14 protein-coding genes and 1 tRNA gene are annotated in these 16,062 nt (G+C 67.9%); 13 read left to right on the forward strand and 2 right to left on the reverse strand.

Annotation, left to right across the window (positions count from 1 at the left end):
• Window positions 1-94 precede the first annotated feature (94 nt).
• From GTY58_RS25635 to GTY58_RS25655, 5 genes are all read left to right on the forward strand, one after another.
• Entirely contained in the window at window positions 95-547 is a 453-nt protein-coding gene (locus tag GTY58_RS25635; protein ID WP_010986320.1) for a MaoC family dehydratase N-terminal domain-containing protein, read from the forward strand.
• A 2-nt stretch (window positions 548-549) separates the two neighbouring features.
• Window positions 550-978 carry a MaoC family dehydratase gene (locus GTY58_RS25640; protein ID WP_010986321.1) on the forward strand — a complete coding sequence of 143 codons (429 nt, stop codon included), beginning with the start codon at window positions 550-552 and terminating at the stop codon, window positions 976-978.
• Between the two features lie 224 nt (window positions 979-1,202).
• Window positions 1,203-1,772, forward strand: coding sequence for a TetR/AcrR family transcriptional regulator (locus GTY58_RS25645; protein WP_010986322.1), 570 nt, complete (start codon window positions 1,203-1,205; stop codon window positions 1,770-1,772).
• A 113-nt stretch (window positions 1,773-1,885) separates the two neighbouring features.
• Window positions 1,886-3,355, forward strand: a complete 1,470-nt coding sequence (locus GTY58_RS25650) for a DHA2 family efflux MFS transporter permease subunit (RefSeq protein WP_010986323.1) — start codon at window positions 1,886-1,888, stop codon at window positions 3,353-3,355.
• Between the two features lie 144 nt (window positions 3,356-3,499).
• Window positions 3,500-4,555 (forward strand): UDP-N-acetylmuramate dehydrogenase, encoded by a 1,056-nt coding sequence (locus GTY58_RS25655; RefSeq protein ID WP_037648033.1) that lies wholly within the window; start codon window positions 3,500-3,502, stop codon window positions 4,553-4,555.
• A gap of 197 nt (window positions 4,556-4,752) precedes the next feature.
• Here the strand turns inward: GTY58_RS25655 and GTY58_RS25660 are convergent, their stop codons facing one another.
• Window positions 4,753-5,781 (reverse strand): adenosine deaminase, encoded by a 1,029-nt coding sequence (locus GTY58_RS25660; RefSeq protein ID WP_010986325.1) that lies wholly within the window; start codon window positions 5,779-5,781, stop codon window positions 4,753-4,755.
• A gap of 167 nt (window positions 5,782-5,948) precedes the next feature.
• A complete protein-coding gene (locus tag GTY58_RS25665; RefSeq protein WP_010986326.1) occupies window positions 5,949-7,175 on the reverse strand; it encodes a pyridoxal phosphate-dependent aminotransferase in 1,227 nt (408 codons plus the stop codon).
• A gap of 249 nt (window positions 7,176-7,424) precedes the next feature.
• Between GTY58_RS25665 and GTY58_RS25670 the strand changes: the two genes are divergently transcribed.
• From GTY58_RS25670 to rpoB, 8 genes are all read left to right on the forward strand, one after another.
• A tRNA-Trp gene (locus tag GTY58_RS25670) sits at window positions 7,425-7,497 on the forward strand.
• A 107-nt stretch (window positions 7,498-7,604) separates the two neighbouring features.
• Entirely contained in the window at window positions 7,605-7,892 is a 288-nt protein-coding gene (secE, locus tag GTY58_RS25675) for a preprotein translocase subunit SecE (RefSeq protein ID WP_010986327.1), read from the forward strand.
• A 77-nt stretch (window positions 7,893-7,969) separates the two neighbouring features.
• Complete coding sequence (nusG, locus tag GTY58_RS25680; protein ID WP_010986328.1) at window positions 7,970-8,833, forward strand: transcription termination/antitermination protein NusG; 864 nt, start codon at window positions 7,970-7,972, stop codon at window positions 8,831-8,833.
• A gap of 170 nt (window positions 8,834-9,003) precedes the next feature.
• Window positions 9,004-9,438: a 50S ribosomal protein L11 gene (gene rplK / locus GTY58_RS25685; RefSeq protein WP_010986329.1), complete on the forward strand. Its 435-nt coding sequence runs from the start codon at window positions 9,004-9,006 to the stop codon at window positions 9,436-9,438.
• Between the two features lie 79 nt (window positions 9,439-9,517).
• Window positions 9,518-10,243, forward strand: a complete 726-nt coding sequence (rplA, locus tag GTY58_RS25690; RefSeq protein ID WP_010986330.1) for a 50S ribosomal protein L1 — start codon at window positions 9,518-9,520, stop codon at window positions 10,241-10,243.
• 631 nt (window positions 10,244-10,874) lie between these two features.
• Window positions 10,875-11,405, forward strand: coding sequence for a 50S ribosomal protein L10 (gene rplJ / locus GTY58_RS25695; RefSeq protein ID WP_010986331.1), 531 nt, complete (start codon window positions 10,875-10,877; stop codon window positions 11,403-11,405).
• Between the two features lie 109 nt (window positions 11,406-11,514).
• A complete protein-coding gene (rplL, locus tag GTY58_RS25700; protein ID WP_010986332.1) occupies window positions 11,515-11,898 on the forward strand; it encodes a 50S ribosomal protein L7/L12 in 384 nt (127 codons plus the stop codon).
• 622 nt (window positions 11,899-12,520) lie between these two features.
• Entirely contained in the window at window positions 12,521-16,006 is a 3,486-nt protein-coding gene (gene rpoB, locus GTY58_RS25705; protein WP_037647936.1) for a DNA-directed RNA polymerase subunit beta, read from the forward strand.
• Window positions 16,007-16,062: the final 56 nt, after the last annotated feature.

Consider the following 16,062-nt stretch of genomic DNA (forward strand, 5'->3'; position numbering starts at 1 on the left):
CCCTTGCGGCGCGGTACGGCGTCCCGCCCGGACCGGGGACAGTGGGCCGGTACATCAGCGAAGACGACGAAGACAACCAGGAGGTGCCGAGCCCATGGCGCTCGACCAGTCCTTCGTGGGGCGGTCCTACCCGCCCACCGACCCCTATGAGGTCGGCCGGGAGAAGATCCGCGAGTTCGCGGAGGCCGTCGGGGACCCCAATCCGGTGTACACGGACCCGGAGGCCGCCAAGGCGCTCGGGTACGCCGATGTGATCGCCCCGCCCACCTTTGTGTTCGCCATTACGTTCAAGGCGGCCGGGCAGGTCGTCCAGGACCCCCAGCTGGGCCTCGACTACAGCCGCGTGGTGCACGGTGACCAGAAGTTCGCCTACACCCGGCCGGTCCGCGCCGGTGACCGGCTCACGGTCACCTCGACCATCGAGTCGATCAAGTCCCTCGCGGGCAACGACGTCGTGGACGTCCGGGGCGAGGTCCACGACGAGGCGGGCGAGCACGTCGTGACGGCCATCACCAAGCTGGTGGCCCGCGCGGCCGAGGAGGGCTGACGATGACCGCGAAGATCGCGTACGACGACATCGAGGTCGGAGCCGAACTGCCGGCGCAGACCTTCCCCGTGACGCGCGCCACGCTCGTGCAGTACGCGGGCGCCTCCGGGGACTTCAACCCGATCCACTGGAACGAGAAGTTCGCCAAGGAGGTCGGGCTGCCGGACGTCATCGCGCACGGCATGTTCACCATGGCCGAGGCGATCCGCGTCGTCACCGACTGGACCGGCGACCCGGGCGCGGTCGTCGAGTACGGCGTCCGCTTCACCAAGCCCGTCGTCGTCCCGAACGACGACCAGGGCGCGACCATCGAGGTCACCGGCAAGGTCGCGGCCAAGCTCGACGACAACACGGTCCGCGTCGACCTCACGGCGATGAGCGAGGGCAAGAAGGTGCTGGGCATGTCGCGGGCGGTTGTGCGGCTGGCCTGACGGCAGCACGGGTAAGGGGCGCTCGCAATTGCGGGCGCCCCTTACTCATTCGCGTCATCCACCCCATCCACCCTTCCATCCACCGGCCCAGCGGCCCAGCGGCCCACCGACCCACCCGCTCATCCCTCCACCCGCACCCGTCCGTCCATCCACCCGCACGCCCCTGCTGCTTACGCGCACGAGCCCACTTGACGTAGTTAGTGATTGAGCACTAACTTAGTCGCATGGTCAGGATGAGCGCAGAGGAGAGGCGCGAGAGCGTCATCCGCGCGGCGATGAGTGAGTTCGGCCGGGGCGGCTACTACGGCACGTCCACCGAGGCGATCGCCAAGCGTGTGGGTGTCTCGCAGCCTTATCTCTTCCGGCTCTTCCCGAGCAAGAAGGCGATCTTCCTCGCGGCGGCCGAGCGCTGCATGGAGGACACCCGGCGCACCTTCGAGGAAGCCGCCGAGGGGCTGCGGGGCGAGGAGGCTCTGCACTCCATGGCGAACGCGTACACCAGGGTCATCGCGGAGCGCCCGGAGCAGCTGCTGATGCAGATGCAGACGTACGTCGCCTCGGCGGCCGCCGAGGAGGCCGGGGACCACGAACTCGCTGAGGCGGTGCGGGCGGGCTGGATGCGCCTGTGGGACACCGTCCATCTGCCGCTCGGCGGCGACAAGGACGAGACGACGACCTTCATGGCGTACGGAATGCTCGTCAACTGCCTGGTGGCCATGGGTTTTCCGCCCGAGCACCGAGTCTGGGAAGGGCTCTATCCGTCGGCGCGGATCACGGGCCGGCTGGAGAAGTAGAACTCGGCTGCGGAAGCGGTACAGGGGAGGCGGATGTCGTCGCCTTTTCATGGGCACAAAAGTTAGTCATCAATAACTAACCATCCGGAGTGCATTCACTCTTTGGGGGAGCGATGTCACAGCAGACAGCACGTCGCGGGGGAGCCGCCTGGGCCCTCGTCATCACCAGCGTCGCCGGATTCATGGCGGCCCTCGACAATCTCGTCGTCACCACCGCACTGCCCTCCATCCGTAAGGACCTCGGAGGAGGGCTGGACGACCTGGAGTGGACCGTGAGCGCCTACACGCTCACCTTCGCCGTGCTGCTGATGTTCGGCGCGGCGCTCGGCGACCGGTTCGGCCGCCGTCGGCTCTTCCTCGCCGGGATCACGGTCTTCACCGGCGCCTCCGCAGCCGCGGCCATGGCACCCGGCATCGACTCGCTGATCGCCGCCCGCGCGGTCCAGGGTGTCGGCGCGGCCGTCATGATGCCGCTGACGCTCACCCTGCTGACCGCCGCCGTCCCGGCCGCCAAGCGCGGAATGGCCTACGGGATCTGGGGTGCCGTCAACGGACTCGCGGTCGCCTCCGGGCCCCTCATCGGCGGCAGCCTCACCGAACACGTGTCCTGGCACTGGATCTTCTGGCTGAACGTCCCGCTGGGCCTGGCACTCCTGCCGCTCGCCCGGCTGCGCCTCTCCGAGTCGCACGGCACCGGCGCACCGCTCGACATCCCCGGCACCCTGCTCGCCAGCGGCGGCCTCTTCGGGATCGTGTACGGCCTGGTCCGCGGGCCCGCCGACGGCTGGACCAGCCCGTTCGTCCTGACCGGCCTCTTCGCGGGTGCGGCCCTGCTCACCGCGTTCGTCCTGCACGGCATACGCGCCAAGAACCCGATGCTGCCGATGCGGCTCTTCCGCTCCCGTGCCTTCGCCGGGATCAACGCCGCGAGTCTGCTGATGTTCCTCGGAATGTTCGGCTCGATCTTCCTGCTCAGCCAGTACATGCAGGGCGTCCTCGGCTACTCGCCGACCGAGGCGGGCGTGCGGATGCTGCCCTGGACCGGCATGCCGATGCTCGTCGCGCCGATCGCCGGCTACCTCTCCGACCGGATCGGCGGCCGCCCGGTCGTCGCCGCCGGGCTCTTCCTCCAGGCCGCCGGGCTTGCGTACTACGCCGCCGTGGTCGCCGCCGACGCCACGTACACCGCCCAGCTGCCCGCGCTGATCATCAGCGGCATCGGGATGTCCCTGTACTTCGCCCCGGCCTCCGCCCTGGTCATGTCCAGCGTCCGGACGCAGGAGCAGGGCATCGCCTCCGGCGCCAACAACGCCCTGCGCGAGGTCGGCGGCGCGCTCGGCATCGCCGTGATGTCGTCGATCTTCTCGGCCCAGGGCGGCTACGAGACCCCGCAGCACTTCGTCGACGGCCTCCGGCCCGCGCTGGTGGTGGGCGCCTCCATGGTGGCCCTCGCGGGGATCGCGGCGCTGGCCATCCCGACCCGGCGCAGCGCGCAGGCGGCCGAGGCCACTGCTTCCGCGTCGGACACGGCCGCCGCCTCCGAGCCGGCCGAGAAGGCGGTCCTGGAGACGGCCGGCCACTGAGTCCGGAAAGCGAACCCTCGTCGCGTACGAACAGAGACGCGCCGCGCACAAGCCGCGTACAAAAGAGAAACGGCCCCGCCCGACCGGCGGGGCCGTTTCCCGTGCGTGCCAAAGCGGCCGACCCCGTCTCGTACTCTGGTGCACGTGCAGGAACTCCACGATGCCCCGCTCGCCCCGCTGACCACCTTCCGGCTCGGGGGTCCCGCGACCCGGCTGATCACCGCAACGACTGACGCCGAAGTGATCGCAGCCGTCCGCGAGGCCGACGACTCCGGTACGCCGCTGCTGCTCATCGGTGGCGGATCCAACCTGGTCATCGGCGACAAGGGCTTCGCCGGCACCGCCCTGCGGATCGCCACGACCGGCTTCGGACTCGACGGTACGAAGGTGGAGCTGGCCGCCGGTGAGGTGTGGACCGACGCGGTCGCCCGTACCGTCGAAGCCGGGCTCGCCGGGATCGAGTGCCTCGCCGGAATCCCTGGTTCAGCGGGCGCGACGCCGATCCAGAACGTCGGTGCGTACGGTCAGGAGGTGTCGTCGACGATCACCGAGGTGATCGCCTACGACCGGAAGACCCACGAGACGGTCACGATCCCGAACGCCGAGTGCGCGTTCTCGTACCGCCACAGCCGCTTCAAGGCCGACCCCGAGCGCTACGTCGTGCTGCGTGTCCGCTTCGAGCTGGAGGACGCGGACGGCCTGAGCGCCCCGGTCAAGTACGCCGAGACGGCCCGCGCGCTGGGCGTGGAGCCCGGCGACCGGGTGCCGCTCGCCGCCGCCCGCGAGACCGTTCTGGGGCTGCGCTCCGGCAAGGGCATGGTGCTCGACCCCGAGGACCACGACACCTGGTCGGCGGGGTCCTTCTTCACCAACCCGATCCTCACGGAGGCGGAGTGCGCCGCGTTCCATGCGCGCGTGCGGGAGCGGCTCGGCGCCGACGCCGTGCCGCCCGCGTACCCGGCGGGCGACGGGCGCACCAAGACGTCCGCGGCCTGGCTGATCGACAAGTCCGGCTTCACCAAGGGGTACGGCAGCGGACCCGCCCGTATCTCCACCAAGCACACCCTGGCCCTCACCAACCGCGGCGAGGCCACCACCGAGGACCTGCTCGCGCTGGCCCGCGAGGTCGTCGCCGGAGTACGCGACGCCTTCGGGATCACGCTGGTCAACGAGCCGGTGACCGTCGGAGTGGAGCTCTAGGACCTGTCCGGTCGATCACGGCGGAGACGCGGGGTGTGGCACGCACATCTGCGGCGTTGTCGTCGGTTGCCGACGCTCCGCGTCGACGCCCTCCTCCGCCTCGCAGCCGCACGCACCACACCCCGCTCACCGGCGCTGACAAGGCGCCGCTGCTTTCCTCCACCGTGATCGACCGGACAGGTCCTAGGTCTCCCCCTTCAGGCGGCCGGGCTCGTCAGCCAGTCGTCGATCCCGGACAGCAGCTTCCGGCTGACGTCCGCCGGCGCCGCCGAACCCCGCACCGACTGCCGGGCCAGCTCGGCCAGTTCGGCGTCCGTGAAGCCGTGGTGGCGGCGCGCGATGTCGTACTGGGCGGCGAGCCGCGAGCCGAACAGCAGCGGGTCGTCCGCGCCGAGCGCCATCGGCACCCCGGCTTCGAACAAAGTCCTCAGGGGTACGTCCTCGGGCTTCTCGTAGACCCCCAGGGCGACGTTGGAGGCCGGGCAGACCTCGCAGGTGATGCCCCGGTCCGCGAGCCGCTTCAGCAACCGCGGGTCCTCGGCCGCCCGCACTCCGTGCCCGATCCGCGAGGCGTCCAGGTCGTCCAGGCAGTCCCTGACCGACGCCGGGCCGGTCAGCTCGCCGCCGTGCGGAGCCGCGAGGAGGCCGCCCTCGCGCGCGATCGCGAAGGCCCGGTCGAAGTCCCGCGCCATGCCCCGCCGCTCGTCGTTGGAGAGCCCGAAGCCGACGATGCCGCGGTCCGCGTACCGCACGGCGAGGCGGGCCAGCGTGCGCGCGTCCAGTGGATGCTTCATGCGGTTCGCTGCCACCAGCACCCGCATGCCCAGACCGGTCTCCCGCGCCGCCGAGTCCACCGCGTCCAGGATGACCTCCATCGCGGGGATCAGGCCGCCCAGACGGGGCGCGTACGACGTCGGATCGACCTGGATCTCCAGCCACCCGGAGCCGTCCTTGATGTCCTCCTCGGCGGCCTCGCGCACGAGCCGCCGAATGTCCTCGGGCTCTCTGAGGCACGACCGCGCCGCGTCGTACAACCGCTGGAAGCGGAACCAGCCCCGCTCGTCGGTGGCCCGCAGCTTCGGCGGCTCTGCGCTGGTCAGCGCGTCGGGCAGCCGGACGCCGTACTTGTCGGCCAGCTCCAGCAGGGTGCTCGGCCGCATCGAGCCGGTGAAGTGCAGGTGCAGATGGGCCTTCGGCAACTCAGAGACATCACGTACGTGCTCCATTCCAGGATCTTGCCGTACGCGGGTGTCGTGCCGGTAGCGCTTTCCCTGTACGAGGGCTTGCCCGAACGAAGAAACGGGCCCGGGCCACTCGAAACCGAGTGGCCCGGGCCCGCACGCGCGCGTGGAGCGCGAAAACGACATCGCCGCCCTGAAGGCGTACGAAAACGTCAGTCCTTCGCCTCGGACAGCAGCTTCTGAATCCGGCTGACGCCCTCGACCAGATCCTCGTCACCCAGGGCGTACGACAGCCGCAGATAGCCCGGCGTGCCGAAGGCCTCGCCGGGGACGACCGCGACCTCGGCCTCCTCCAGGATCAGCGCGGCCAGCTCGACCGTGTCCTGCGGGCGCTTGCCGCGGATCTCCTTGCCGAGCAGCGCCTTCACCGAGGGGTACGCGTAGAACGCGCCCTCGGGCTCCGGGCACAGGACGCCGCCGATCTCGTTCAGCATCCGCACGATGGTCTTGCGGCGGCGGTCGAAGGCCTCGCGCATCTCGGCGACGGCCGTCAGATCGCCGGACACGGCGGCGAGCGCGGCGACCTGCGCCACGTTGGAGACGTTCGACGTGGCGTGCGACTGGAGGTTCGTCGCGGCCTTGATGACGTCCTTGGGACCGATGACCCAGCCCACGCGCCAGCCGGTCATCGCGTACGTCTTCGCGACACCGTTGACCACGATGCACTTGTCGGCCAGCTCGGGCACGACCACCGGCAGGGAGTGGAACTCGGCGTCCCCGTAGACGAGGTGCTCGTAGATCTCGTCGGTCAGGACCCACAGGCCCTTCTCGGCGGCCCAGCGGCCGATCTCCTCGATCTGCTCGCGGGTGTAGACCGCGCCCGTCGGGTTGGACGGGGAGACGAAGAGCAGCACCTTGGTGTTCTCGGTGCGGGCGGCCTCCAGCTGCTCGACCGAGACGCGGTAGCCGGTGGTCTCGTCGGCGACGACGTCGACGGGGACACCGCCGGCGAGACGGATCGACTCCGGGTAGGTGGTCCAGTACGGCGCGGGGACGATGACCTCGTCGCCCGGGTCGAGGATCGCGGCGAAGGCCTCGTAGATCGCCTGCTTGCCGCCGTTGGTGACCAGGACCTGCGAGGCGTCCACCTCGTAGCCCGAGTCGCGGAGCGTCTTCGCGGCGATGGCGGCCTTCAGCTCGGGCAGGCCGCCGGCCGGCGTGTAGCGGTGGTACTTCGGGTTCGAGCAGGCCTCGATGGCGGCCTGGACGATGTAGTCCGGGGTCGGGAAGTCGGGCTCACCGGCGCCGAAGCCGATCACCGGACGTCCGGCGGCCTTGAGGGCCTTGGCCTTGGCATCCACGGCGAGGGTGGCGGACTCGGAGATCGCGCCGACTCGGGCGGAGACCCGGCGCTCGGTGGGAGGGGTTGCAGCGCTCATGGGACCCATCGTTTCAGACCGGAAACGCCCCCGGCACACGGGTTTCACAGACTGAACAAACGGCCGTACACGGAGCGCACACGCGCCGCACACGGATCGAACAGTGGCGCACAATCCCCGTACGGACACTTTCTGTTCGACGACCGGCCGCGGACCACGTACACTCTCACCTCGTTGGCCTTCACCGGCCGCACTCACCCGGTGCACACCGAGCACTCGGGCGGATGCGGTACGTTGGGGACACAGCAAAGGGTCGTAGCTCAATTGGTAGAGCACTGGTCTCCAAAACCAGCGGTTGGGGGTTCAAGTCCCTCCGGCCCTGCTACACACTCCTTCGCCAGGATGTGTGCGCATGTACGTACAGCATTGCACCGCCGTGCGGCTCAACCGGGCGCGGCACGGCCACGACCCGGAATCAGGTGAGGACGAGTGACGGACGCCGTGGGCTCCATCGACATGCCTGATGCCCAGGATGAGGCGCCGGAGTCCAAGAAGAAGACCCGCAAGGGCGGTAAGCGTGCCAAGAAGGGCCCGCTCAAGCGCCTTGCCCTCTTCTACCGCCAGATTGTCGCGGAACTCCGCAAGGTCGTCTGGCCATCTCGAAACCAGCTGACGACGTACACGACAGTGGTGATTGTCTTCGTCGTCATCATGATCGCCCTGGTGACCGTGATTGACTATGGGCTCAACCACGCAGCCAAGTACGTCTTCGGCTGAGCCAGAAGCGAAGGGCGCCGTACCCGGCGCCCCTTTCGCGTGTTCCACCCCCATGTACCCAGGAAGAAGCAGCCACCGTGTCTGACCCGAACCTGAACGATGCCATCGAGTCGGTCGAGTCCGTTGACGACGAGCTCGACATCGTCGAGGGCGCGGACGTCGAGGACGAGTTTGAGGCTGCCGACGCCGATGCCGGCGAGCCCGCCGAAGAGGCGGCCGTGCACGTCGAGGACGAGTCCGGCACGGACCTCGAGGACGACGTGGACGCAGCGGACCTGGCCGTCTCCGACGAGGCCGAGGAGGCCGAGGAAGAGGCTGAGCCGGTCGACCCCGTCACCGCTCTGCGCGAGGAACTGCGCACCCTTCCCGGCGAGTGGTACGTGATCCACACGTACGCCGGTTACGAGAACCGCGTGAAGACCAACCTCGAACAGCGCGCCGTCTCGCTGAACGTCGAGGACTTCATCTTCCAGGCCGAGGTGCCGCAGGAAGAGGTCGCGCAGATCAAGAACGGCGAGCGCAAGACCATCCGCCAGAACAAGCTCCCCGGCTACGTGCTGGTGCGCATGGACCTGACGAACGAGTCCTGGGGCGTCGTCCGCAACACTCCCGGTGTCACCGGCTTCGTGGGCAACGCCTACGACCCGTACCCGCTGACCCTGGACGAGATCGTCAAGATGCTCGCCCCGGAGGCCGAGGAGAAGGCCGCCCGCGAGGCCGCCGAGGCCGAGGGCAAGCCCGCTCCGCAGCGCAAGGTCGAGGTCCAGGTGCTGGACTTCGAGGTCGGCGACTCGGTCACCGTCACCGACGGCCCGTTCGCGACGCTGCAGGCGACGATCAACGAGATCAACGCCGACTCGAAGAAGGTCAAGGGCCTCGTCGAGATCTTCGGCCGCGAGACCCCGGTCGAGCTCTCGTTCGACCAGATCCAGAAGAACTAACACCTTCTGGACGTACGTCTTCCGAACAGGTCAGACGGGCTCTCGCAGCCGGTCTGACCTGCTCGGTTTTTGGCCGCGCATAGATACCCGTTATCGTTGTGCGGTATGCCTCCATCCGGATGATCCGGACCGGACGGCTGAAAACTCTCACTAGGACCCGGAGAGAGCACATGCCTCCCAAGAAGAAGAAGGTCACGGGGCTTATCAAGCTCCAGATCCAGGCCGGCGCCGCCAACCCGGCTCCGCCGGTCGGCCCGGCGCTGGGTCAGCACGGCGTCAACATCATGGAGTTCTGCAAGGCCTACAACGCCGCGACCGAGTCGCAGCGTGGCTGGGTGATCCCGGTGGAGATCACGGTCTACGAGGACCGTTCCTTCACCTTCATCACCAAGACTCCGCCGGCCGCCAAGATGATCCTCAAGGCTGCGGGTGTGGAGAAGGGCTCCGGCGAGCCGCACAAGACCAAGGTCGCCAAGATCACCCAGGCGCAGGTCCGCGAGATCGCCACCACGAAGCTGCCCGACCTCAACGCCAACGACCTGGACGCCGCGTCGAAGATCATCGCCGGCACCGCCCGTTCCATGGGCATCACGGTCGAGGGCTGATCCCCACCTTCGTAGAACCACCGTGGCAGGGCCTGCTCGGCCCGTACCACGACTCCTTTCAGAACACACAGGAGCAGTTGTGAGCAAGCGCAGCAAGGCTCTCCGCGCTGCGGACGCCAAGATCGACCGGGAGAAGCTCTACGCCCCGCTCGAGGCCGTCCGTCTCGCCAAGGAGACCTCCACGTCCAAGTTCGACGGCACCGTCGAGGTCGCCTTCCGTCTGGGTGTCGACCCGCGCAAGGCCGACCAGATGGTCCGTGGCACCGTGAACCTCCCGCACGGCACCGGTAAGACCGCCCGGGTCCTGGTCTTCGCGACCGGTGACCGTGCCGAGGCCGCTCGTGCCGCGGGCGCCGACATCGTCGGCTCCGACGAGCTCATCGACGAGGTGTCGAAGGGCCGTCTGGACTTCGACGCCGTCGTCGCCACCCCGGACCTCATGGGCAAGGTCGGCCGCCTCGGCCGCGTGCTCGGTCCCCGTGGTCTCATGCCGAACCCCAAGACCGGCACCGTGACTCCGGACGTCGTCAAGGCCGTCAACGAGATCAAGGGCGGCAAGATCGAGTTCCGCGTCGACAAGCACTCGAACCTGCACTTCATCATCGGCAAGACGTCCTTCGACGACACGCAGCTGGTGGAGAACTACGGCGCGGCCCTCGACGAGATCCTTCGTCTGAAGCCGTCCGCCGCCAAGGGTCGCTACATCAAGAAGGCCGCGATCAGCACCACGATCGGCCCCGGCATTCCGATCGACTCGAACCGCACCCGCAACCTCCTCACCGAGGAGGACCCGGCCGCCGTCTGAGCCTCCCGCTCACCCCGGTAGCCGCGTCGCGAACGCGTCAAAAGTGCACGGGCCCCGCAACCTCTCGAGATGCGGGGCCCGTCCCTTTTCACGTACACCGGCGCCATGACGGCCGACACGATGCGCCAGGCCGGGGCCACGTCGATGTAAGTACGCGTACGGCTACCTGGCGAAGCTGTCCGGCGGCTCTGGCGCGTACCTCAAGGGCCAGAGGCAGAACACCACACCGAACCGGTCGGTGAAGCTCCTGCTCGCCTCCGGGGACGTGCGGAAGGCCGGAAGGCCGGCGCGGGGACAGCGCGCGGCGAGACCTTCGTCCTCGGCACGTCCTTCCAGGACGCCAAGGACTGCGCCGACCGAGCGGATTTGCCCGACGGCAACCCGTTCGCGTACTCTCCCAGAGAAGCCAAAGACCGCTGGTCGTTGCCACGTGCTCGGATGAGGGCGCGGTGACCGAAGGATCCGCTGAACGGCGGACGACCCGCGCAGGTGACTGTGGAATTGCTCCCGGACAGGCTCCGTAAAGGATCCCGACCGGTCGAGCGAAGCCCCGTGCGCCTGCGCCGGGGCGTTTCGTTTTCCTCAGCCCCTTCTGAGCGGTCCTCATCACCCGGAAGGAGGCCGACGCTCTATGGCAAGGCCCGACAAGGCTGCCGCGGTAGCCGAGCTCGCGGACCAGTTCCGCAGCTCGAACGCCGCTGTGCTGACCGAGTACCGGGGTCTCACTGTGGCGCAGCTCAAGACGCTGCGCCGTTCGCTCGGTGAAGACGCCCAGTACGCCGTGGTGAAGAACACGCTGACCAAGATTGCGGCCAACGAGGCCGGGATCAACACGCTCGACGACCTGTTCAACGGTCCGACGGCGGTCGCCTTCATCACCGGTGACCCGGTGGTGTCGGCGAAGGGTCTTCGTGACTTTGCCAAGGACAACCCGAACCTCGTCATCAAGGGCGGTGTCCTTGATGGCAAGGCGCTGTCCGCCGACGAGATCAAGAAGCTTGCGGACCTCGAGTCCCGCGAGGTTCTGCTCGCCAAGCTGGCGGGTGCCTTCAAGGGCAAGCAGTCCCAGGCTGCCTCGCTCTTCCAGGCGCTTCCCTCGAAGTTCGTCCGCACCGCGGAGGCGCTTCGTGCCAAGAAGGCCGAGCAGGGCGGTGCCGAGTAATTCGGCTCGCGCATTGACCGCCGCCTGAGGCGACGGTCGTAGCGGGCCGAACGTACGCCCGCCTCACCAGTACATCCGGCACCAGCCGAATAGTGGAAGGATCGCCCAAATGGCGACGAAGCTGTCCCAGGAAGAGCTGCTCGAGCAGTTCGAGTCCCTCACCCTCATCGAGCTCGCCGAGTTCGTGAAGGCGTTCGAGGAGAAGTTCGACGTCACCGCCGCCGCCGCGGTCGCCGCTGCCCCGGCCGGCCCCGTCGCCGCCGCTGAGGCCGCCGAGGAGCAGGACGAGTTCGACGTCATCCTCACGGGTGCCGGCGACAAGAAGATCCAGGTCATCAAGGTCGTGCGTGAGCTGACCTCCCTGGGTCTGAAGGAGGCCAAGGACCTCGTCGACGGCGCTCCGAAGCCCGTCCTCGAGAAGGTCGCCAAGGAGGCCGCCGAGAAGGCTGCCGAGTCCCTCAAGGGCGCCGGCGCCTCCGTCGAGGTCAAGTGACCCGACGAGTCCGCACGGACTCCTGCTGAGCTGATACAGCCTCTCCTGGAGAGGCTGTAACGCGAGCGCACCGAAGAGCGATCACCCAACTGGGTGGTCGCTCTTCGGCGTTCCAGGGGGTCGGAGGTCGGTTGCCTTGCACTGTCGGTCGCGACGAGTATGGTGATCTTCGTTGTGCCTCCGGCCGCCGGTGACAGGCAGCAAGACGGGCTGCACGTGACGAGGGCAGCACCCGGTTTGGGCATGGGGGGCCTTGACGAACTGCACGCAGCGCGCAATTCTCAGGACGCGTCGCCACAACGATCCGGATCCGAGGCATGGATCGGCGGCGAAGAGGGCAGTATCGATGTGCATTGAGGGCGTGGCTTGCAACAGGGGTTGAGAACGACGAGGGTCTCAAAAAACCCGCACTGGACATCAGTGTGCCTAGTGGCTACACTGACCCTTTGCGCTGCCTGTTAGCTGCCTCCTGCCCGTCACCAGGGGCATGCCCTCGCTTGAGCACCGATGACCGGATCTCCCTGACCTGGCCTTTTGGCCGAATCAGGAACGGCCTGTCCTGGTGCCCCAGTGGGGGGCCGGTACGCGCGTAGTGAGTCCGAGCCCTCGGAAGGACCCCCTCTTGGCCGCCTCGCGCACTGCCTCGACCGCGAATACGAACAACGGCGCCAGCACCGCCCCGCTGCGCATCTCCTTTGCAAAGATCAAGGAGCCCCTCGAGGTTCCGAACCTTCTTGCGCTGCAAACCGAGAGCTTCGACTGGCTGCTCGGCAACGACGCGTGGAAGGCTCGTGTCGAGGCGGCTCTGGACAGCGGACAGGACGTCCCCACCAAGTCCGGTCTGGAGGAGATCTTCGAGGAGATCTCTCCGATCGAGGACTTCTCCGGGTCGATGTCCCTGACGTTCCGCGACCACCGCTTCGAGCCCCCGAAGAACTCCATCGACGAGTGCAAGGACCGCGACTTCACGTACGCGGCCCCGCTCTTCGTCACCGCCGAGTTCACCAACAACGAGACCGGCGAGATCAAGTCCCAGACGGTCTTCATGGGCGACTTCCCGCTCATGACCAACAAGGGCACCTTCGTCATCAACGGCACCGAGCGTGTCGTGGTGTCGCAGCTCGTCCGCTCGCCGGGTGTCTACTTCGACTCCTCCATCGACAAGACGTCCGACAAGGACATCTTCTCCGCCAAGGTCATCCCCTCCCGGGGCGCCTGGCTGGAGATGGAGATCGACAAGCGCGACATGGTCGGTGTCCGCATCGACCGCAAGCGCAAGCAGTCCGTCACCGTTCTCCTGAAGGCTCTCGGTTGGACGACCGAGCAGATCCTCGAGGAGTTCGGCGAGTACGAGTCCATGCGCGCCACCCTGGAGAAGGACCACACCCAGGGCCAGGACGACGCGCTGCTCGACATCTACCGCAAGCTGCGTCCGGGCGAGCCCCCGACCCGCGAGGCCGCGCAGACGCTTCTTGAGAACCTCTACTTCAACCCGAAGCGCTACGACCTCGCGAAGGTCGGCCGCTACAAGGTCAACAAGAAGCTGGGCGGCGAGGCGCCGCTGGACGCCGGGATCCTGACCGTCGAGGACATCATCTCGTCGATCAAGTACCTGGTGAAGCTGCACGCCGGTGAGACCGAGACCGTTGGCGACAACGGCACCTCGATCGTCGTCGAGACCGACGACATCGACCACTTCGGCAACCGTCGTCTGCGCAACGTCGGCGAGCTCATCCAGAACCAGGTCCGCACGGGTCTGGCTCGTATGGAGCGCGTCGTCCGCGAGCGCATGACGACTCAGGACGTCGAGGCGATCACGCCGCAGACCCTGATCAACATCCGGCCGGTCGTCGCCTCCATCAAGGAGTTCTTCGGCACCAGCCAGCTGTCGCAGTTCATGGACCAGAACAACCCGCTGTCGGGTCTCACTCACAAGCGCCGTCTGTCGGCTCTTGGCCCGGGTGGTCTCTCCCGTGAGCGGGCCGGCTTCGAGGTCCGTGACGTGCACCCGTCGCACTACGGCCGCATGTGCCCGATCGAGACCCCCGAAGGCCCGAACATCGGTCTGATCGGCTCGCTCGCCTCTTACGGCCGCGTCAACGCGTTCGGTTTCGTCGAGACGCCGTACCGCCGGGTCACCGACGGTGTCGTCACCGACGAGGTCGACTACCTGACGGCCGACGAAGAGGACCGATTCGTCATCGCGCAGGCCAACGCGCCGCTCGGCGACGACTTCCGGTTCGAGGAGACCCGCGTCCTGGTCCGCCGTCGTGGCGGAGAGGTCGACTACGTCCCCGGTGACGACGTCGACTACATGGACGTCTCGCCGCGCCAGATGGTGTCGGTCGCGACCGCCATGATCCCGTTCCTCGAGCACGACGACGCCAACCGTGCCCTCATGGGCGCGAACATGATGCGTCAGGCCGTGCCGCTGATCAAGTCCGAGGCGCCGCTCGTCGGCACCGGCATGGAGTACCGCTGCGCCGTCGACGCCGGCGACGTGCTCAAGTCGGAGAAGGACGGTGTGGTCCAGGAGGTCTCCGCGGACTACGTCACCACCGCCAACGACGACGGCACGTACACCACGTACCGCCTGCACAAGTTCTCCCGCTCCAACCAGGGCACGTCCGTCAACCAGAAGGTTGTCGTGGACGAGGGCGCCCGGGTCATCGCCGGCCAGGTTCTGGCCGACGGCCCGGCGACCGAGAACGGCGAGATGGCGCTCGGCAAGAACCTGCTCGTGGCGTTCATGCCGTGGGAGGGTCACAACTACGAGGACGCGATCATCCTGTCGCAGCGCCTCGTGCAGGACGACGTCCTCTCCTCGATCCACATCGAGGAGCACGAGGTCGACGCCCGTGACACCAAGCTCGGCCCCGAGGAGATCACCCGGGACATCCCGAACGTCTCCGAGGAGGTCCTCGCCGACCTCGACGAGCGCGGCATCATCCGTATCGGTGCCGAGGTCGTCGCCGGCGACATCCTGGTCGGCAAGGTCACGCCCAAGGGTGAGACCGAGCTGACCCCGGAGGAGCGCCTGCTCCGCGCGATCTTCGGTGAGAAGGCGCGCGAGGTGCGCGACACCTCGCTGAAGGTGCCGCACGGCGAGATCGGCAAGGTCATCGGCGTCCGCGTCTTCGACCGTGAAGAGGGCGACGAGCTGCCGCCGGGCGTGAACCAGCTGGTTCGTGTCTACGTGGCGCAGAAGCGCAAGATCACGGACGGTGACAAGCTCGCCGGCCGCCACGGCAACAAGGGTGTCATCTCGAAGATCCTGCCGATCGAGGACATGCCGTTCCTGGAGGACGGCACCCCGGTCGACATCATCCTCAACCCCCTCGGTGTCCCGTCCCGAATGAACCCGGGACAGGTCCTGGAGATCCACCTCGGCTGGCTCGCCAGCCGCGGCTGGGACGTCTCCGGACTCGCCGACGACTGGGCGCAGCGCCTGCAGGCCATCGAGGCCGACCAGGTCGCCCCGGGCACCAACGTCGCCACCCCCGTCTTCGACGGTGCGCGTGAGGACGAGCTCGCGGGTCTGCTGCAGCACACGATCCCGAACCGCGACGGAGAGCGCATGGTGCTCCCGACCGGCAAGGCGCCGCTGTTCGACGGCCGCTCCGGCGAGCCGTTCCCGGAGCCGATCTCGGTCGGCTACATGTACATCCTGAAGCTGCACCACCTGGTCGACGACAAGCTGCACGCCCGCTCGACCGGTCCGTACTCGATGATCACCCAGCAGCCGCTGGGTGGTAAGGCCCAGTTCGGTGGCCAGCGCTTCGGTGAGATGGAGGTGTGGGCGCTTGAGGCTTATGGCGCCGCTTACGCCCTCCAGGAGCTGCTGACCATCAAGTCCGACGACGTCACCGGCCGCGTGAAGGTCTACGAGGCCATCGTCAAGGGCGAGAACATTCCCGAGCCCGGCATCCCTGAGTCCTTCAAGGTGCTCATCAAGGAGATGCAGTCCCTGTGCCTCAACGTGGAGGTGCTGTCCTCGGACGGCATGTCCATCGAGATGCGCGACACCGACGAGGACGTCTTCCGCGCGGCGGAGGAGCTTGGCATCGACCTGTCCCGGCGCGAGCCGAGCAGCGTCGAAGAGGTCTGACGGGAGTCCGGTCCGGAGGCTCAGCGATGAAGATCCCTGAGCCTCCGGCCGGCCCC

It is taken from the genome of Streptomyces sp. SID5469 (assembly GCF_009862865.1).
Taxonomy (GTDB): Bacteria; Actinomycetota; Actinomycetes; order Streptomycetales; family Streptomycetaceae; genus Streptomyces; species Streptomyces avermitilis.